The following is a 14,222-nucleotide window of genomic DNA, read 5'->3' as shown; positions in this document are numbered from 1 at the left end:
ACAAACAATATAATAGATATATCTAAATATACGTTTTGATATAATGTAATGAAAATAGAGGGTTAGCCACCCTTTCTGATTTTTCCCTTCAATTCAATGTCGGCGTAAGAGGGCTTTTCCTGACATCGCCATCACCAAGGATGTAGTGTTCAAGAAGACATAGCTGAGAATGGATGGGGATCATAGTCGTATTGCATGTTGGGGAAGCGGACCCAAAGTGCATCCAAAGAAAAAGGAGTCAGACGATCTCTCATCTAACTCCTTGTTTTGTTTGGTGGCCCCTGCTGGACTTGAACCAGCGACCAAGCGATTATGAGAACCATGAAAGTCATTCTAAAAACAATTACTTACTTTAATATCAGTGAGTTAGATCGCCAATATCCACCAATGTGAGCCAATAATCTTAAGTTGCTGCGACACTTTTGCGACATTTCATCTAGATTCGATCCTCTGGAAGAGCGTACGTAGATGTAACGGATGTCTCTTCAATCAATTTTAAGTAATTATATTTGAATACACACAAGCTATTGTCGTTCAAGGAAATGGCAAAAGCTTTATCACCAATCGTTGAAATATATCTAAATTTATTATTGGAAAGGCATTCTGAGTCTGATTGAACAAGAAATGTATCTCTACCATTTATTATGTCATCTGCTTTTGATTTAGCATTTAGAAATAGAAAAAATGGTGCTGCAATTATTACTGACAAGACAACGCTGTTAAATGGTATTTTATCTTTATATACGGCGGATGTTATATTAAGTAGCATCATCATAATCGGTAGGAATATTAAAAATAATACAATTAGTTTTTTGTATCCAACACTGTCATTATATGTAGTAACAGTCATGAAATAATAAAATACGAATGATAATAAATTAAAGGCATTATTGAGATAATACTTTAATCTCAATGCTAGTTTTGGGGGAGTAGTATTGGTTGAAAGTTTAGGTGTAATTTTAGGTACAGGTGTTGCCAAGAATCCTACACGAACAAAGATAGAGTAGATCACAAATATTGCGAAAGGGCCAGCAATAAGATATATAATCGACGCCATAAGATCGTAAACAGATACATATTGAAGAATGTTTACTTTAAAAGTACTCCAAAATGCCCAAGAATATATTAGCCCACTTGTAATTGCGTATGCCGAAATTATAGCCCATAAAGAAATGTTGAAGTTAAATTTCATTTTTGACCGCCAATGGATTGTATTTGAGTGCTTCTTCTAAATGATTGGGAGCAAAATGAGCATAACGCATAGTCATCTTAATATCTGTATGTCCAAGGATTTTTTGCAGTACCAAGATATTTCCACCATTCATCATAAAGTGAGATGCAAAGGTATGTCTTAGAACGTGTGTCAGCTGCCCGGCCGGTAATTCAATGCCAGCCCTTTCCAGAGCAGATCTGAATGCGTAATAACATGGGCTAAACAGAACGCCATTTTTTTTCGGAAGCCCGGCAATAAGTTCAGGGTCTAATGGGATGGTGCGATTGCGCTTCCCTTTAGTTTTAATAAATGTGATTTTCCCTGCTGTAATTTGGCTGCGTTTTAGCTTTTCAGCCTCACCCCATCGAGCGCCAGTAGACAGGCAAATCCTGACTATCATTTCCAAATCTTTCGCTGAACTCAGGCGACATTGTTCTAAAAGCCTATCAATCTGCTCTCCGGTCAGATAGGCCATCTCACTTTCTTCGGTTCTAAACTGGCGAACATTTTCTAACGGGTTCGGAGCCTCCCATTCCCCAAGCCTTTTCAATTCATTAAAAACAGCTAAGAAATAAGCATGCTCCAGATTCATAGTACGGGGCGATACTTCAGCAATGCGCTTAGTACGGGCGAAATGGCCATCGAGCCTTTTAGCCCTGTAAGTGGTAAAAAGCTGTGCGGTGAACTCTGTAGCCATAGGGGAACCCATACACTCGTCAGCCCAAAGCATGGCGCTTTTACGCTTCTCTCCATCGCGCAGGGTTATCCCATGGCGCTCAAACCAAAGATGTATCAAATCTGACAGGCGGCGTTTGTCTTTGCCCTGACCAAGCCAAGGTGCGTCCTCCACTTTCTGGAGGGTGTAATTTTCAAACGCCAGCGCTTCGCCTTTGGTGGCAAATTTTTTGCGAACCCGCTTGCCGCGTTTACCGTTGCTTCTGTCTACAGTGTAAAAGTCAGCAACCCATTGACCATTGTCTAATTTCCTAACTGGCATAAGTTAACCATTAAGAATACGTTGTTTCTGTTGCTGAAATTCTTCTTCAGTCAGTATCCCTTCTTCTTTCATTTCTGCCAGCCGTTCAATTTTTGACATTTGTTCGTCAAAAGAATGAGTAGCTTTAGTTGGTTCTTGTTGTGAATGGGCGGGGGTGTTCAAAGTGTTTCTAGTTTCATTCACTAAGTTGGTGAACGGAATTACTGATCCCTTCATTACATTTTTAATGGTGTAATTTTGGCCACTGGTAGAAATCATAATCTCACCAAACATAAGCCCGGTTTTACCGCCAACACTCACTATATTGTTGAGGTTAATGTCGACTTGCTTAACGCCAAAAATCATACCCTTATCGAGAAAAATTACTCGTTTGTTAGTAAGGGTTATTAGCCATGTGTTGCCATCCATCATTCCGCTGGCAATTGCCACTGGTTGTTCGCCAGAATTTAAAATCTCCGGGAGGTGGAAAAATTCTTTTTTGGTACCAAAAGGGGTATCAGATACCACACTGGCCAAGCGTTTCATCTCTGCTTTCAGCTGATCTTTTGATGCTGTTTTGTAGTCAATCATCTTCAAATCCTTATGATTATTTTATGGTCAAGACAACTCTACCAATGGTTTTTATATCTTCAATTGAGCAGTCAAACGCCATACCAACGCCACTAACTCTTACTTTCTTAACAGGGATGCGGGTAAGGGTTCGAATGCTGGTTTTACCTTCAATTTCAACTAGCCATTCATCGTCATAAACCTCTGTAAAAGAAGTATCAACGATAAACTGATTATTCCCCTCAAGGACACATATTGGGGAATTTGGTAAAGGGGTGCCTGGTAAAAATGAGACTTTATCCAGCATGTACATACCAGCATCGTATAGAAGACCATCAACAATTTTTCGGCGGGGCATTTTCAAAATGTCGAGTTCTTCGTCGTCAAATTTCCTACCTTGTCCTGTAGCAAGCCACTCCAGAGAAGCGCCAGTTTCAGCTACACACCTGACAACCATATCAGCCGGAAAAATCCCCCTCTTGAATCGTGCAGACAGGCTGCTGGAAGCCATATCGAAGTGTTCTGCTAATTGAAGTTTTGAGGTGAATCCATAAGCGTCAACGACCCGATCTAAAACGTCGCTACTGTGTCCTATTTGTTCAAAGGAAAATTTGCTCATTAGCTCGCTCTTTCGATTAAGTCGAAATTGATATTGATTTCTCGATTTAGTCGAAGTAGAGTCTCCGTGTTGTAGGTTAAGTCGAATATTGGTTGATAGCGGTGGATATTGGCGTATCCCCTAACCGGAGAAGTTTGCATTATGCGTCCCAACATTACAATCGTGATCCCAGATCCATACATCCCACTTGATGAATATTGCCGTCGTACGGGTATGTCCAGAAGTACAGCTGAGAACCTGATTTCATACGGAAAATTGCCCATCAAACCCAAAGGCGCGCAAAAAAAAGGTTTAGTTGAGGTCAATATGGCTGCCTTAACCGTTATGGCGTTAAGCGAATGCAATGTTTCGCTTAACGCGTAAATCATCCTACGGATTAGAGCGGGGCTAACAATGTTTGATTATCAGACCTCTAAACATGCTCACTTTGATGCGGCTTGCCGAGTATTTGCCATTGAGCACAATCTGGAAGATGTAGCTGCTGCGGTTGGAATGAGGCCGCAGATCCTGCGCAACAAATTGAATCCAGCACAGCCGCACCGTTTAACCTGTGACGAGCTTTTAGCTATTACGGATTACACCGAAGATGCGCGTTTACTGGATGGGATGCTGGGGCAGATTAACTGCCTTCCATCCGTACCGGTGAACAATGCCACAGAAGGCAACATGCAGTTGTGCGCACTGAGTGCCACCGCCTGTGTGGGCGCAATTGCTGGGGAAGCCGTATCAACTGGTCATATGACCGCCGCCCGCCGTACACAAATTCTGGATCGCGCTCGCGATGCAATCCGTAGCTTATCCGTGCTGGCTTATACCGTTGAAAGCCGTATCCAGTCTGCGCCTGTTCTGGCCGCAGCGGTGGATCTGGTGACGGCTAACGCCACCGGCTTGATGTGAGGGAGCACCATGAAAGCGTTTGTTACTTACCTCAAAAAAGAATCACCAGCCATGCAACGGCCAAGCGGTTCAACGGGCTGGATAGAACTGCCGAACGGTCAGCGCTGGAATCCTGGCCACACGTATAAATTCAATGCGCATGAGTCTGTTCGAACGAAAGGCGGGGTGATTTTACGTTTCTTGCCTACAAAAGTCCGTCGCTTGGTTGGGTGTATAGGGGGGCGCTATGGCGATTAGCCAGGAACAACAAAAGCGCGGGCTGGAACATTTAAAACAGATCCGCCGCAAATACTTCAGCGAAAGCAGCGAGGCCGCTGAATGGTGGGACAACCTGACACCGGAGTGGCGCGGTGTGGTGCTTCATGCCGCTGCGGTTACTTCTGGCGCTGGGGCATTTAAAGCCCACTTAAGCAAGTGCTGCTGGCGTGAGCTTTATGAACGCCTGGGCTATCGGGACATGATTCTGCTGCGCCAAGGAATTTCACGGGCGCGGTTAACGTTTGAAGGTTTCGGCAGTTTACGTGACAGCGATTTTTCGAAGCGCACCGCGAATCGTCCGATCAAAAAAGTACATCCAATTTATAGCAGTAGCGGGGTGCAGATGGTTATCGCGCCTCATATAGTCCATAAGTTGCAGCAGCAGGGGAATCACTAATGACTATTATTTCCGTCGAGGGTAAATCGTTGGGTGCAGAGTTGGCCGTGTGGGGAGTCCCGCATAACTACGCTTTAGCGTTTGCAGAGAAAAGCACCAGTAAAAATGGTCGCATTGCGTTGCATCCGTTTTTCTTCAATGACACCGAACACATGACAAACCCGCGTCACTGGCTGGCGATCAATGCCGCTTTCTGGTGCTGCGTGTACCGCGAGGCCGAAAGCAAAGAAGCACAGATTGAAGCGCTGGCCGGAATCCGAGCAATTTTCTATACGGCCGGAGCGCTGGGTGTTGGCGAAATTAAAGCACTGATCCAGGAGTGGTGGCGGACAACGTACGAGCTGCACCTTATTCCAGCACCGAACTATTCAGCCGTCACTGTACAACCCGCTTTTCACTAATTAACAACCTGAATTTTTTGGCCACAGCTTAGGTGGCCGGGGATTCTTTTGCCTTAAGGAAACCAAAATGCACATGACACGTCAGGATTTACCCGCAACAAAATCAGGCACTGACCTGCTGGCTATGCTCACCAAAGCCACGCAGGAAGGTAAAGCAGCTGCTGCTGATCTGTGTTCCACCCGCCTGGATAAGCTGGCCACCCATGCCGTCAATGAAAGTTTAAGCGCAACGGAAATCGTTGAGTTAATCCGCGAAGAAGCCGCAGCGATTTGCAGTAAAGGCGGTGCAGCATGGCAGTAAAAACTCCGCTTAAGTGGGTGGGCAGTAAAGCCCGCCTTATGCCGCAGTTGCTTCCCCATCTGCCGGAGGGAAAGCGCCTTATAGAACCTTTTGCTGGTTCCTGTGCAGTCATGATGAATACGGATTATGACGAGTACCTGATCGCTGATGTGAATCCTGATCTGGTTAATCTGTATAAGACTATGGCCTATCAGACTGATGCATTGCTCATTGAGCTGGAAGCTTTATTTTCTGCCGGTTCATTAGGCGATGAAGAAAGTCGCGCTGTTTTCTATTACGCGGTGCGTGATGCCTTCAACCAGTCCGGCAAATCCTTTGGTTCTGAATCTGTGGAAGCTGCGGCGCGTTTTCTTTATCTGAACCGTCACTGCTTCAATGGCCTGTGCCGATACAATCGCCGTGGCCAGTTCAATGTTCCGTTTGGTAAGTACAAAAAAACCTACTTTCCTGCTGATGAAATCCGCGCTTTTGCAGAAAAAGCGAAACGTGCAACGTTCATTACTGCCCACTATTCAGAAACGCTTGATTTGGTAAGGGACGGGCATGACGTTGTTTATTGTGATCCGCCTTACCTGACTGATACCGACAATTTCACCGCGTACCATGAGCGCGGTTTTTCTCACATGGATCAGGGGCGGCTGGCGCGTAAGCTGCGCCGCCTGGCTGAGCGTGGGATTAAGGTTGTCGCGTCAAACAGCGATCTGGAAATGGTGCATTACCTGTATGCAGGATTTGACGCTGTGCGGGTAAATGCCCCACGCAGTGTGGGTGCAGCAGCTGCAAGCCAGAAAGTTGCCGCAGAGCTGATTCTTAAGTCACCTGCAAACCCCGCGATCGGCGTTAGGGCGGTGGTGGCATGATGACGGAAATTATCACCGGCTTTTATGCCTTGTTTGCCTGTATCACTTTCGCCTTTCTCTTATGGGGCGAATGCCAGGACGAATTTGATCATGATGCTGAGGATTTAGGGTTAATCACACTGAGCGCGGTTTTCTGGCTACCACTGGTAGCGGCCGTACTTGTGGCCTTTCTGATTGATTTCTGGCGCAAGTGGGTTAACCGTGGTTGATATGCTGGAGCCTGGCCAACACCATGCCGTCAATGCCTGGCGGCGTGAAACCTTTGCGCCTGGTACCCCGTCAGATGCGACGATCACCGAACGCCGCCTGTGGGCTGTTAACCCACAGGATTATGAATGGCGTTCCCAGTACCTGCATGAGATACCCGACTGGTTAGCCGGGTATTTCGGCAACCGTTACGAAAAGCTGCTGGCTGGTCGTGACGGGCGTCGCCGTGCCAATACATTCCTGCGTAAAACTATCGGCGAGAATGTATTGCCACGTCTGCGCAAAGTGGCTGCACGTTACAAGCTGGCTGCTGATGCACTTGATCTTCCTTTCGGTAAGTCGCTGGAGCGACTGCCGTCACTTGACCGCCCGGACCTCAAAAAATTGGCTGGCCAGATATCTGGCTGGATCTCACAGTCACTTTATGACTTCACCGATCAGTTTGTGGGCAGCACTGACGATGCCGCAGAGCTGCGCCGCCGTACGCTGGAGTCTTACCGCCATTTATGCACGTGTTCCCTGATGCTGAACAATCAACCGCCGTACTGGGCAGAACATGAAGCTAATGGCGGACAACTGGAAACACGTAAGGCTGAATCCGGGATTCTCCGCATGATGGCACCTGAATGGTGGTATCTGCGTCTTAAGCGGGCGCGGGATACGCAGCGTGAGCATATGGCCATTGCCGTGGGGCAGGTTCAGAAAGCGGCCAGCGCTTATGTGTCCCGTAAAACCCTGGGTGAATGGATAGACCAGAAAAAGCGGAACCTTGAGTTCTTCAAAAAGTTTGACCTGCTGAATGATGAAGGGCTGCGTATTGCACTGGACAGCATGGTGCACCGCAGCGTTGCTAATCCGGCGATCCGTCGCTGTGAGCTAATGGTAAGAATGAGAGGATTTGAAGATATGGCCAATGAAGAAGGGCTGGCCGGTGAGTTTTACACTATCACCGCGCCATCGCGATTCCATGCGGTGCACAGCAAAGGGGGCTTTGTTTCACAGTGGGATGGCTGCACCCCGCAGGATACCCAGCGCTACTTATGTGGTGTATGGGCGAAAGCCCGCGCCGCTATTTCCCGTGCAGGTATCCATGTTTTTGGTTTTCGAGTGGTAGAGCCTCACCACGATGGGACTCCGCACTGGCACATGCTGCTTTTTATGCGTCCTGGTGACGTGGATACCGTGCGCGATATTCTTTGCTATCACGCCAGAATTACCGATTCCGAAGAACTTCAAACGCCAAACGCGCTAAAGGCACGTTTTCATGTTGAAGCCATCGATCCCGCTAAAGGTTCGGCTACGGGTTACATCGCCAAATATATATCCAAAAACATTGATGGTTTTGCGCTGGATGGTGAACAGGACGACGAAACAGGGGAGAACCTGCGTGACATGGCCAAGTCCGTTTCTGCATGGGCTTCACGCTGGCGCATTCGCCAGTTTCAGCAGATTGGTGGTGCGCCGGTTACAGTCTGGCGTGAGCTGCGCCGGTTACGTGATCAGGTACTGACTGACCGCAGAATGGATGCGGTTCTGGCTGCTGCGGATGTTGGGGACTGGGCGGCATATACCCAGGCACAGGGTGGCGCACTGGTTGCCCGCCGCGATCTGGTTGTTCGTCTGGCTTATGAAATCACTGAGCAGGGTAATGAATACGCAGAGGACGTGCAGCGCGTTCAGGGTGTCTATTCTCCATTGGTTCCAGATTCGGCGGTATGTACGCGCCTGGTGAAGTGGCAGAAGGTTGCGAAGTTGGCCGAAGCGCCAGCGGAGGCGGGTTTTTCTGGCGGCAACGCCGCCCCTTGGAGTTCTGTCAATAACTGTACGGAGGGTGGAACCCGCAGACGGTTAAAACTGGAATTGCGCAGCCGGGGTTTTGATGGTTCTGACGATGAAATAGCCATTCTCATGCGGGGCAGTGGTTTGAGATTTGGCCAGGTGGCATTGATTTACCGTAATGGCAGGTTGCAAGAGACACGAAGCGAGCCAATGCACGAGCTGTGGCCGGGGTGGTTGTAGCGGTATAAATCTGTGTAACACGTTCATTTGTCAGTAGATGGTAGGAAAATACATTTCACAATTTGTGCTTTACGGTGTACTGTATGCATATACAGTAATATATTGTTTGTGGGGGCTAAATGGATCTTTTGGAAGCGTCGGCACAGCTGGAGCGCATTGAGTTATTGGCCAAAATTGCCCATGTGTACGAAAGTAACCAGAGAGAAAAAACAATCGCTTTGGCCTGGATTGGTGAGATTGCTGGAGAAATGCGGGAGATGGTCAGAACAGAAGCTAAAAACCCCCAGGAAGGGGGCTTATCAGGCGGCGGGAGTCGCTTTCAGTAGGTCTAATGCCATTTGGCGCTGATCGGGTGAAAGTGCATTCAGTATTTTCTGCACCATCGCATCGCCCGTTTTCGCGCTGGGGCTGAGAGTGTGGGAGAACGTCAGATTCATCACAAACGTATGGCCACACTCAACATCTGAACAGGCGCAGTAAATATCCGCAATCTGCCGGTGCTTCCGGTTTGTTTTACGAATAACAGCCTTTGAGCCGCATTCCGGGCATTCGATTTTCAGAACTCGCATATTCCATGCTCCAGCTGTTAAATGATGCCTGGATTTTAGCCTTTTTCGCCTCATGCCGCATCCTTATCCGTTGATTCTGTGTAACTTAAATCAAAGTGAAGGTGCAGACGTTCCGGTATTTCGGGATCGTTGTTAACAGCGGTCATAAACCGGCGCTGAATGGGCGCTATCTCGCTTTTCTTGTAAATCCTTTCCGCCTTTTCAACATCCCCCAGACCGGCAGTGTTCTGCGGGACAATTCCGGCCAGGCCAGCAGGAAAGCGGTGCGCGTTGAGAATGTCCTGTGCACTGATGTTTTTGATGTTGGCAAATTCATCTTTTGCGGAGATATCCCCCATTTCAATGAACTTGATCGCATCCCCATCCCCGCCAGGAATGTTCACCAGAATGGTGGAGAAGTTGCCGATACCTTTGCTGTCACGCAGCTGCTGTTCAATTTCTTCTTCCATTTCATCCGTCATGCTGGGATCGCGTGTATAGAGAATGCCGCCAGTATGAGCGCCGTTGTGGTAGTAGCGGCGGCGGAAAATCACGGCTTCACTGTTAAGCAATGCCGAGTGTACGCCACCGATATAGTCTGGCAGCCCGTAGATATGCTGCTGCGGGTCGTACATCTTGATAAAAATGATATCTTCCTGCGGCCATACCTGCGGTTCACCGTCCTGTAACACCACATAATCGCCGGGCTGGTCTGTGGCGTTGTCCCTGACTTTACGGCGGCGAATATACAGGCCGGGTAAAGGTTCCAGGGCAATCACATCCCCCCATCCGTTGCGGATTTTGCCAATCGCAATATCCCCGAAGGTTGTATAGTCAAACGCTGCGGCTTCCAGCTGGTCGTAAGTCAGGCCACCGCCCAGATAATCAGACACAATCATATTTTTCCGGGCGTGGATGATGCCGCCATGCTGACCGTTCAGATTGATGAGCTGTGCCAGTGCCAGCCGGTCAATCGGCTGGGTAAAGTGATCGGCGGCATTGTCGTACCAGATGTCGCGGTAATCCGTGCCGGTGGTCAGCACGGGTTCCGGTTTGCCGAATGTAATGATGCTCATTTTTTTGGACTTATCGCCGCGCGGGTTGCGCTTAACGAAGCGGTTTTTCTTACTCATGCAGCCTCTTTCCTTACACCCCAGCGGGATTTCGGTTTGTTTTCGTAGTTGAGTGGTTCGTTATGCAGGGCGTGGGTAATGGCCCAGAACGCCTCCGCGTGGCCAGTGTCCTGGCTGCGGTCAGCGACAAATGTCATGGCGTTACCGCTTTGCGTGGTGGTGCGGCGTACAGCCATAAAGCTGGCCGGGATCTCTTTCAGGTTCTTGTCCCATTCAATACGCTGACTTTCCACCACGTCCGCCGCTTTCAGTACCAGCTGATTTTTCGTGTTCATGTCGTAACGAATGGCGACGGCCACGCGCATGGCAAAATGCTGGATGTTGTCAAAAACACCCTGGCCAATACCGGTAACGTCCACTCCCAGATAGGTGAAGTTGTATTTTTTAAACAGGAGTTCGATCTGCCTGGCCTGATAGCGGAAGTTCATGCCCTTCCAGTTAATAACCTTCAGAACGCGGAATTTCTCTGCGGCATACATCGGCGGGGCAATAATCACAAAACACGACAAATCGCCGCTGCGTGCCGGGTCAAAGCCTCCCCATACTGGCCTGTCACCAAATGGCCGCGCAGCGTCCGGGTTGTGATCCTGCCAGGTGTCCACCTCCACGCCGCAGGCTTCCAGGTCTGAAAAGCTGAATACGGAATCCTTGCTGTCCACGAACACGCACATATAGAGCATGTTGAAGGTGGCTGTGTTGTAGCGGTTGCGCAGCTTCTCGATGTTGGCCAGGTTGAAGCCGCCCGCAATGGCATCCTCCATCGTGATGACATAGCGCCACTGACCATCCGGGCAAAGCCGTCCGCCGTTGCGCATTTCATCAAAGGACGGGAACTGTGCGGCCGCGCGTTTTTTACTGCCCTGTTTCCATTCTTCACCCGTCCAGAACGGGTAAGCCTGGTGCGTTTTGGCTGAGGGTGTTGAAAAGTAAGTGGTGCGCCATTTGTCATGGGTGGCCATTGCGCTGGCCACTTCATTAAGCCTGGCGAAGTTAGGCACCCAGAAATATTCGTCACAGTACAGGTGGCCACTGTAGGACTGTGCCGTGTTTTTGTTGGTTGAGAGAAAACGCAGTTCAGCGCCATTGCTGAGGCGGATAGGGTTGCCGGTCAGCGTGATGCCAAAATACTGCTCTGCAATGTTGACGATGTAAGACCGGAAGTATTCCGCCTGGACTTTGGAGGCTGACAGGAAGATTTGCGGATCGCCTGTCATGACCGCGTTTTCAAAGGCTTCAAATGCAAAGTACCAGGTGGCACCGATCTGGCGGCTTTTAAGGATGTTCCTGACCTGCTGGCCGATGTTCCTGCGCAGGTGTTTCTGGTATTCAAAAAGATGTTCTTCCGCCCAGGTGTCAAAATCCGCCTGGGTCAGAGATGAAATATCGTTTTTTCTGTTTTTGCGTTTGGGGCGCGGTTCATCGCTGTTGCTGTCCCGCGCAGCTGCCTGACCATTACTCTGGCCGCTGGCCATTTTTTCTTTATGCTTATTGCTTTGAGCACGCAGCTTTGTGGCATGGGCAATCAGCATGTCCATTTCTTTCAGGTCGAGATCGGTTTTATTATCGCGGCTGGCCAGCAGCTGGTAGCGGCGTTCGATTGCCTCCTCTGTACTTTCAAAGCTGAGTAAATCCGCCCAGCTGTATTTCTCAGCCCAGTAGTAAACGATCCGCGCATTCGGCAGATTTAATTCTGATGCAATTTCTTTTGGCGTATAGCGGCGCAAATAAAGTGCGCGGACAACGCCTTTTAGTTCTTCTGAGTATTTAGCCATGCGGATAATTATGCCGTGGCTGTTATGAAAAAACGGCGGTGTTAATTCGCGTCTGTTCGGTAATACGTGATAACCGAACTGTTCAGAATAAAGCGTGATGCAGTGGTGGTTTTATTTGGCAATAATTGATTTGCAGCGTCGGTGAATAAATCAGGGGGGATATGTCGCATTTAAAAACTGACTGGCTGTGTGTTGCTACCGAAGGGGATACCGTTGACGGCAGAGAAATTAAACGCCAGTGGATTATCGATATGGGGGAAACCTATGACTATAACCACTATGTCGCTTTGATCTGGCCTGAACACGAGAATGATTGCGGTAATTTTGGGGAGGTGCTGGAGGCCACCTGGCATGATGGCGATGACGGACTGGCGCGGCTTTACGTCAGCCTTTGCCCGAATATGCGTTTAATTTTCGCCAACCATGAAGATCAGCTCCTGTTCTTCTCGATTGAACCGGATGAGAACTGGCGCGGTAGTGGGCGTACATACCTCAAGGGGCTGGCGGTAACAGATACTCCCGCCAGTGTTGGCACCACACGGCTGCGCTTTAGTAGTCGGCGCAAAAAATTATCTAAGCAGGGATATTACAGTTGCGTGATTTCCCGTGACGGAAAAATTAAACAGGATATACGAATGAAGAACTGGCAAAAATTATTTGGTATTAAACCGAAGTTTGAAGATGAAACGCCGCCTGATGATACCACGCAGGGTGATGATAAGTTACAGGCGCTGGCCAACGCGGTAAACGAACTGGAAGGCCGTGTGGCAAAAATTGAAAATCAGCTGAATGATGTTCAGGGTGATGTGGATACCATTGCGGAAGTGGTCGATACCGAAGAATTTGCGGCTATTCGTGATAATGCAAAAGATATCGTTCAACGTTTTAACGATCTGGGTAATAAATCCACCCGTACACCGGGGCGTAAGATTTCAGAAAAAGCGGGGAAATTTAATTTCCTGTAATACGTTCTGACGTTAATTAGTACAAAACATTTTTATTATCGCTTAATCGCGAGGGAGTTTTATGCACCTTAATAACCGTGCACGGGATTTACTGGATAAATATTCGAGTGGTATGGCGCAGCAGTTTGGCGCACGTGATACCAGTCGTTATTTTTCCCTGAATGACCCGCAGGAAAATGCGCTGCGTCTGGCGCTGCTGGAGTCCGTGGAGTTCCTGAACATGATTACCTGTCTGGACGTTGACCAACTGAGTGGCCAGGTGATTTCTGTCGGTTCCTCAGTGCTGCATACCGGCCGCAGTGAAAATGGCCGCTTTGTTCGTCAGGTTGGCGTGGACGGCAATGACTACTCACTGGTTGAAACGGACAGCTGCGCCGCACTGCGCTGGGATCTGCTTTCGGTCTGGGCAAATGCCGGTAAGGACGAAAACGAGTTTTACAACCTGGTTCAGGCGTTTACCACACAGGCTTTTGCGCTGGATATGCTGCGTATTGGTTTTAACGGTAAGAGTCGCGCAAAAACGACGAATCCAACGGATAACCCGAACGGCGAAGATGTCAACATCGGCTGGCATGAGCGTATGAAAACGCTGCTGGGTGGTAATCAGATTATGACCGATCCGGTCGTGCTGGATGAAGCCGGGGATTACAAATCACTGGATGCAATGGCTTCAGACCTGATTAACGCCAAGATCCCGGCACAGTTCCGCAATGACCCGCGTCTGGTGGTTCTGGTCGGTGCTGATCTGGTTGCTGCTGAACAATACCGACTGTATCAGGCCGCAGATCGCCCGACTGAAAAAATCGCGGCGCAGATGCTGGGCAGCACCATTGCTGGCCGTCCTGCTGTTATCCCGCCGTTTATGCCGGGTAAACGTATGGTCGTCACGCCGCTTTCTAATCTGCATATCTACACCCAGCGCAACACCCGCATGCGTAAGGCGGAATTTGTTGAAGACCGTAAGCAGTTCGAAAACAAATACCTGCGTAATGAAGGCTATGCGGTTGAAGTGCCGGAGCTGTATGCGGCCATTGATGAATCCGCCGTGACCATCGGCAAGGTTTCCGAACCAGCAGAGGGCTGATA

Annotated in this window: 19 protein-coding genes and 1 tRNA gene; 12 read left to right on the top strand and 8 right to left on the bottom strand. The window is 48.8% G+C overall.

The features are described from left to right. Positions 1–272: 272 nt before the first annotated feature. The 5 genes from FCH32_RS15720 to FCH32_RS15700 form a co-directional block, all read right to left on the bottom strand. A tRNA-OTHER gene (locus FCH32_RS15720) sits at positions 273–368 on the bottom strand. Between the two features lie 68 nt (positions 369–436). Beyond that, positions 437–1,192, bottom strand: coding sequence for a hypothetical protein (locus FCH32_RS15715; RefSeq protein WP_065554290.1), 756 nt, complete (start codon positions 1,190–1,192; stop codon positions 437–439). Then, entirely contained in the window at positions 1,182–2,210 is a 1,029-nt protein-coding gene (locus FCH32_RS15710; protein ID WP_065554291.1) for a phage integrase, read from the bottom strand. The genes FCH32_RS15715 and FCH32_RS15710 overlap by 11 nt, the downstream gene beginning before the upstream one ends. A 3-nt stretch (positions 2,211–2,213) precedes the next feature. Further along, the gene (locus tag FCH32_RS15705; protein WP_065554292.1) at positions 2,214–2,780 is read right to left on the bottom strand and encodes a PH domain-containing protein; all 567 of its coding nucleotides are present in this window, start codon (positions 2,778–2,780) and stop codon (positions 2,214–2,216) included. Between the two features lie 16 nt (positions 2,781–2,796). After that, positions 2,797–3,378, bottom strand: coding sequence for a phage repressor protein CI (locus tag FCH32_RS15700; RefSeq protein ID WP_021293715.1), 582 nt, complete (start codon positions 3,376–3,378; stop codon positions 2,797–2,799). 141 nt (positions 3,379–3,519) lie between these two features. Here FCH32_RS15700 and FCH32_RS15695 point away from each other — a divergent pair, with 141 nt between their 5' ends. The 10 genes from FCH32_RS15695 (at position 3,520) to FCH32_RS15650 (ending at position 9,044) form a co-directional block, all read left to right on the top strand. After that, complete coding sequence (locus FCH32_RS15695; RefSeq protein WP_021293716.1) at positions 3,520–3,741, top strand: helix-turn-helix transcriptional regulator; 222 nt, start codon at positions 3,520–3,522, stop codon at positions 3,739–3,741. A 30-nt stretch (positions 3,742–3,771) separates the two neighbouring features. Further along, a complete protein-coding gene (locus FCH32_RS15690; RefSeq protein ID WP_057521322.1) occupies positions 3,772–4,275 on the top strand; it encodes a phage regulatory CII family protein in 504 nt (167 codons plus the stop codon). Positions 4,276–4,284: 9 nt separating this feature from the next. After that, positions 4,285–4,512, top strand: coding sequence for a phage filamentation protein Fil family protein (locus tag FCH32_RS15685; RefSeq protein WP_065554293.1), 228 nt, complete (start codon positions 4,285–4,287; stop codon positions 4,510–4,512). Next, entirely contained in the window at positions 4,502–4,930 is a 429-nt protein-coding gene (locus FCH32_RS15680; protein ID WP_065554294.1) for a hypothetical protein, read from the top strand. Before FCH32_RS15685 ends, FCH32_RS15680 begins: the two co-directional genes overlap by 11 nt. After that, on the top strand, positions 4,930–5,331 hold the full coding sequence (locus tag FCH32_RS15675; protein WP_174361186.1) for a hypothetical protein: 402 nt from the start codon (positions 4,930–4,932) through the stop codon (positions 5,329–5,331). The genes FCH32_RS15680 and FCH32_RS15675 overlap by 1 nt, the downstream gene beginning before the upstream one ends. Before the next feature lie 67 nt (positions 5,332–5,398). Then, entirely contained in the window at positions 5,399–5,632 is a 234-nt protein-coding gene (locus FCH32_RS15670; RefSeq protein WP_174361185.1) for a DUF2732 family protein, read from the top strand. Next, positions 5,623–6,492 (top strand): DNA adenine methylase, encoded by an 870-nt coding sequence (locus tag FCH32_RS15665; RefSeq protein WP_137527125.1) that lies wholly within the window; start codon positions 5,623–5,625, stop codon positions 6,490–6,492. Before FCH32_RS15670 ends, FCH32_RS15665 begins: the two co-directional genes overlap by 10 nt. Beyond that, a complete protein-coding gene (locus tag FCH32_RS15660) occupies positions 6,489–6,701 on the top strand; it encodes a hypothetical protein (protein ID WP_000988140.1) in 213 nt (70 codons plus the stop codon). Before FCH32_RS15665 ends, FCH32_RS15660 begins: the two co-directional genes overlap by 4 nt. 1 nt (position 6,702) lies before the next feature. Next, on the top strand, positions 6,703–8,718 hold the full coding sequence (locus tag FCH32_RS15655) for a replication endonuclease (protein ID WP_174361234.1): 2,016 nt from the start codon (positions 6,703–6,705) through the stop codon (positions 8,716–8,718). A gap of 119 nt (positions 8,719–8,837) precedes the next feature. Next, entirely contained in the window at positions 8,838–9,044 is a 207-nt protein-coding gene (locus tag FCH32_RS15650) for a hypothetical protein (protein WP_000364823.1), read from the top strand. Here the strand turns inward: FCH32_RS15650 and FCH32_RS15645 are convergent. From FCH32_RS15645 to FCH32_RS15635, 3 genes are read right to left on the bottom strand one after another with little or no spacing between them, the layout of a single operon-like run. Further along, entirely contained in the window at positions 9,018–9,341 is a 324-nt protein-coding gene (locus tag FCH32_RS15645; RefSeq protein ID WP_012602735.1) for an Ogr/Delta-like zinc finger protein, read from the bottom strand. The two genes, FCH32_RS15650 and FCH32_RS15645, sit on opposite strands and share 27 nt — an antisense overlap. Then, positions 9,338–10,399, bottom strand: a complete 1,062-nt coding sequence (locus tag FCH32_RS15640; protein ID WP_086551032.1) for a phage portal protein — start codon at positions 10,397–10,399, stop codon at positions 9,338–9,340. The genes FCH32_RS15645 and FCH32_RS15640 overlap by 4 nt, the downstream gene beginning before the upstream one ends. Then, on the bottom strand, positions 10,396–12,171 hold the full coding sequence (locus tag FCH32_RS15635; RefSeq protein WP_003838038.1) for a terminase large subunit domain-containing protein: 1,776 nt from the start codon (positions 12,169–12,171) through the stop codon (positions 10,396–10,398). Before FCH32_RS15635 ends, FCH32_RS15640 begins: the two co-directional genes overlap by 4 nt. A 161-nt stretch (positions 12,172–12,332) precedes the next feature. Here FCH32_RS15635 and FCH32_RS15630 point away from each other — a divergent pair, with 161 nt between their 5' ends. Continuing rightward, positions 12,333–13,136, top strand: a complete 804-nt coding sequence (locus FCH32_RS15630) for a GPO family capsid scaffolding protein (protein WP_174361184.1) — start codon at positions 12,333–12,335, stop codon at positions 13,134–13,136. Positions 13,137–13,197: 61 nt separating this feature from the next. Beyond that, complete coding sequence (locus tag FCH32_RS15625) at positions 13,198–14,220, top strand: phage major capsid protein, P2 family (RefSeq protein WP_003838043.1); 1,023 nt, start codon at positions 13,198–13,200, stop codon at positions 14,218–14,220. Positions 14,221–14,222 lie beyond the last annotated feature (2 nt).

Source organism: Citrobacter gillenii (assembly GCF_013337685.1).
Taxonomy (GTDB): domain Bacteria; phylum Pseudomonadota; class Gammaproteobacteria; order Enterobacterales; family Enterobacteriaceae; genus Citrobacter; species Citrobacter gillenii.
The sequence above is the reverse complement of the archived record's forward strand: the minus strand, read 5'-3'. Positions and strand labels throughout refer to the sequence as shown.

Excerpts from the sequence above, each read along its gene's own strand:
- FCH32_RS15715 (WP_065554290.1), bottom strand. The coding sequence starts at position 1,192 with ATGAAATTTAACTTCAACATTTCTTTATGGGCTATAATTTCGGCATAC.
- FCH32_RS15710 (WP_065554291.1), bottom strand. The coding sequence starts at position 2,210 with ATGCCAGTTAGGAAATTAGACAATGGTCAATGGGTTGCTGACTTTTAC.
- FCH32_RS15705 (WP_065554292.1), bottom strand. The coding sequence starts at position 2,780 with ATGATTGACTACAAAACAGCATCAAAAGATCAGCTGAAAGCAGAGATG.
- FCH32_RS15700 (WP_021293715.1), bottom strand. The coding sequence starts at position 3,378 with ATGAGCAAATTTTCCTTTGAACAAATAGGACACAGTAGCGACGTTTTA.
- FCH32_RS15695 (WP_021293716.1), top strand. The coding sequence starts at position 3,520 with ATGCGTCCCAACATTACAATCGTGATCCCAGATCCATACATCCCACTT.
- FCH32_RS15690 (WP_057521322.1), top strand. The coding sequence starts at position 3,772 with ATGTTTGATTATCAGACCTCTAAACATGCTCACTTTGATGCGGCTTGC.
- FCH32_RS15685 (WP_065554293.1), top strand. The coding sequence starts at position 4,285 with ATGAAAGCGTTTGTTACTTACCTCAAAAAAGAATCACCAGCCATGCAA.
- FCH32_RS15680 (WP_065554294.1), top strand. The coding sequence starts at position 4,502 with ATGGCGATTAGCCAGGAACAACAAAAGCGCGGGCTGGAACATTTAAAA.
- FCH32_RS15675 (WP_174361186.1), top strand. The coding sequence starts at position 4,930 with ATGACTATTATTTCCGTCGAGGGTAAATCGTTGGGTGCAGAGTTGGCC.
- FCH32_RS15670 (WP_174361185.1), top strand. The coding sequence starts at position 5,399 with ATGCACATGACACGTCAGGATTTACCCGCAACAAAATCAGGCACTGAC.
- FCH32_RS15665 (WP_137527125.1), top strand. The coding sequence starts at position 5,623 with ATGGCAGTAAAAACTCCGCTTAAGTGGGTGGGCAGTAAAGCCCGCCTT.
- FCH32_RS15660 (WP_000988140.1), top strand. The coding sequence starts at position 6,489 with ATGATGACGGAAATTATCACCGGCTTTTATGCCTTGTTTGCCTGTATC.
- FCH32_RS15655 (WP_174361234.1), top strand. The coding sequence starts at position 6,703 with ATGCTGGAGCCTGGCCAACACCATGCCGTCAATGCCTGGCGGCGTGAA.
- FCH32_RS15650 (WP_000364823.1), top strand. The coding sequence starts at position 8,838 with ATGGATCTTTTGGAAGCGTCGGCACAGCTGGAGCGCATTGAGTTATTG.
- FCH32_RS15645 (WP_012602735.1), bottom strand. The coding sequence starts at position 9,341 with ATGAGGCGAAAAAGGCTAAAATCCAGGCATCATTTAACAGCTGGAGCA.
- FCH32_RS15640 (WP_086551032.1), bottom strand. The coding sequence starts at position 10,399 with ATGAGTAAGAAAAACCGCTTCGTTAAGCGCAACCCGCGCGGCGATAAG.
- FCH32_RS15635 (WP_003838038.1), bottom strand. The coding sequence starts at position 12,171 with ATGGCTAAATACTCAGAAGAACTAAAAGGCGTTGTCCGCGCACTTTAT.
- FCH32_RS15630 (WP_174361184.1), top strand. The coding sequence starts at position 12,333 with ATGTCGCATTTAAAAACTGACTGGCTGTGTGTTGCTACCGAAGGGGAT.
- FCH32_RS15625 (WP_003838043.1), top strand. The coding sequence starts at position 13,198 with ATGCACCTTAATAACCGTGCACGGGATTTACTGGATAAATATTCGAGT.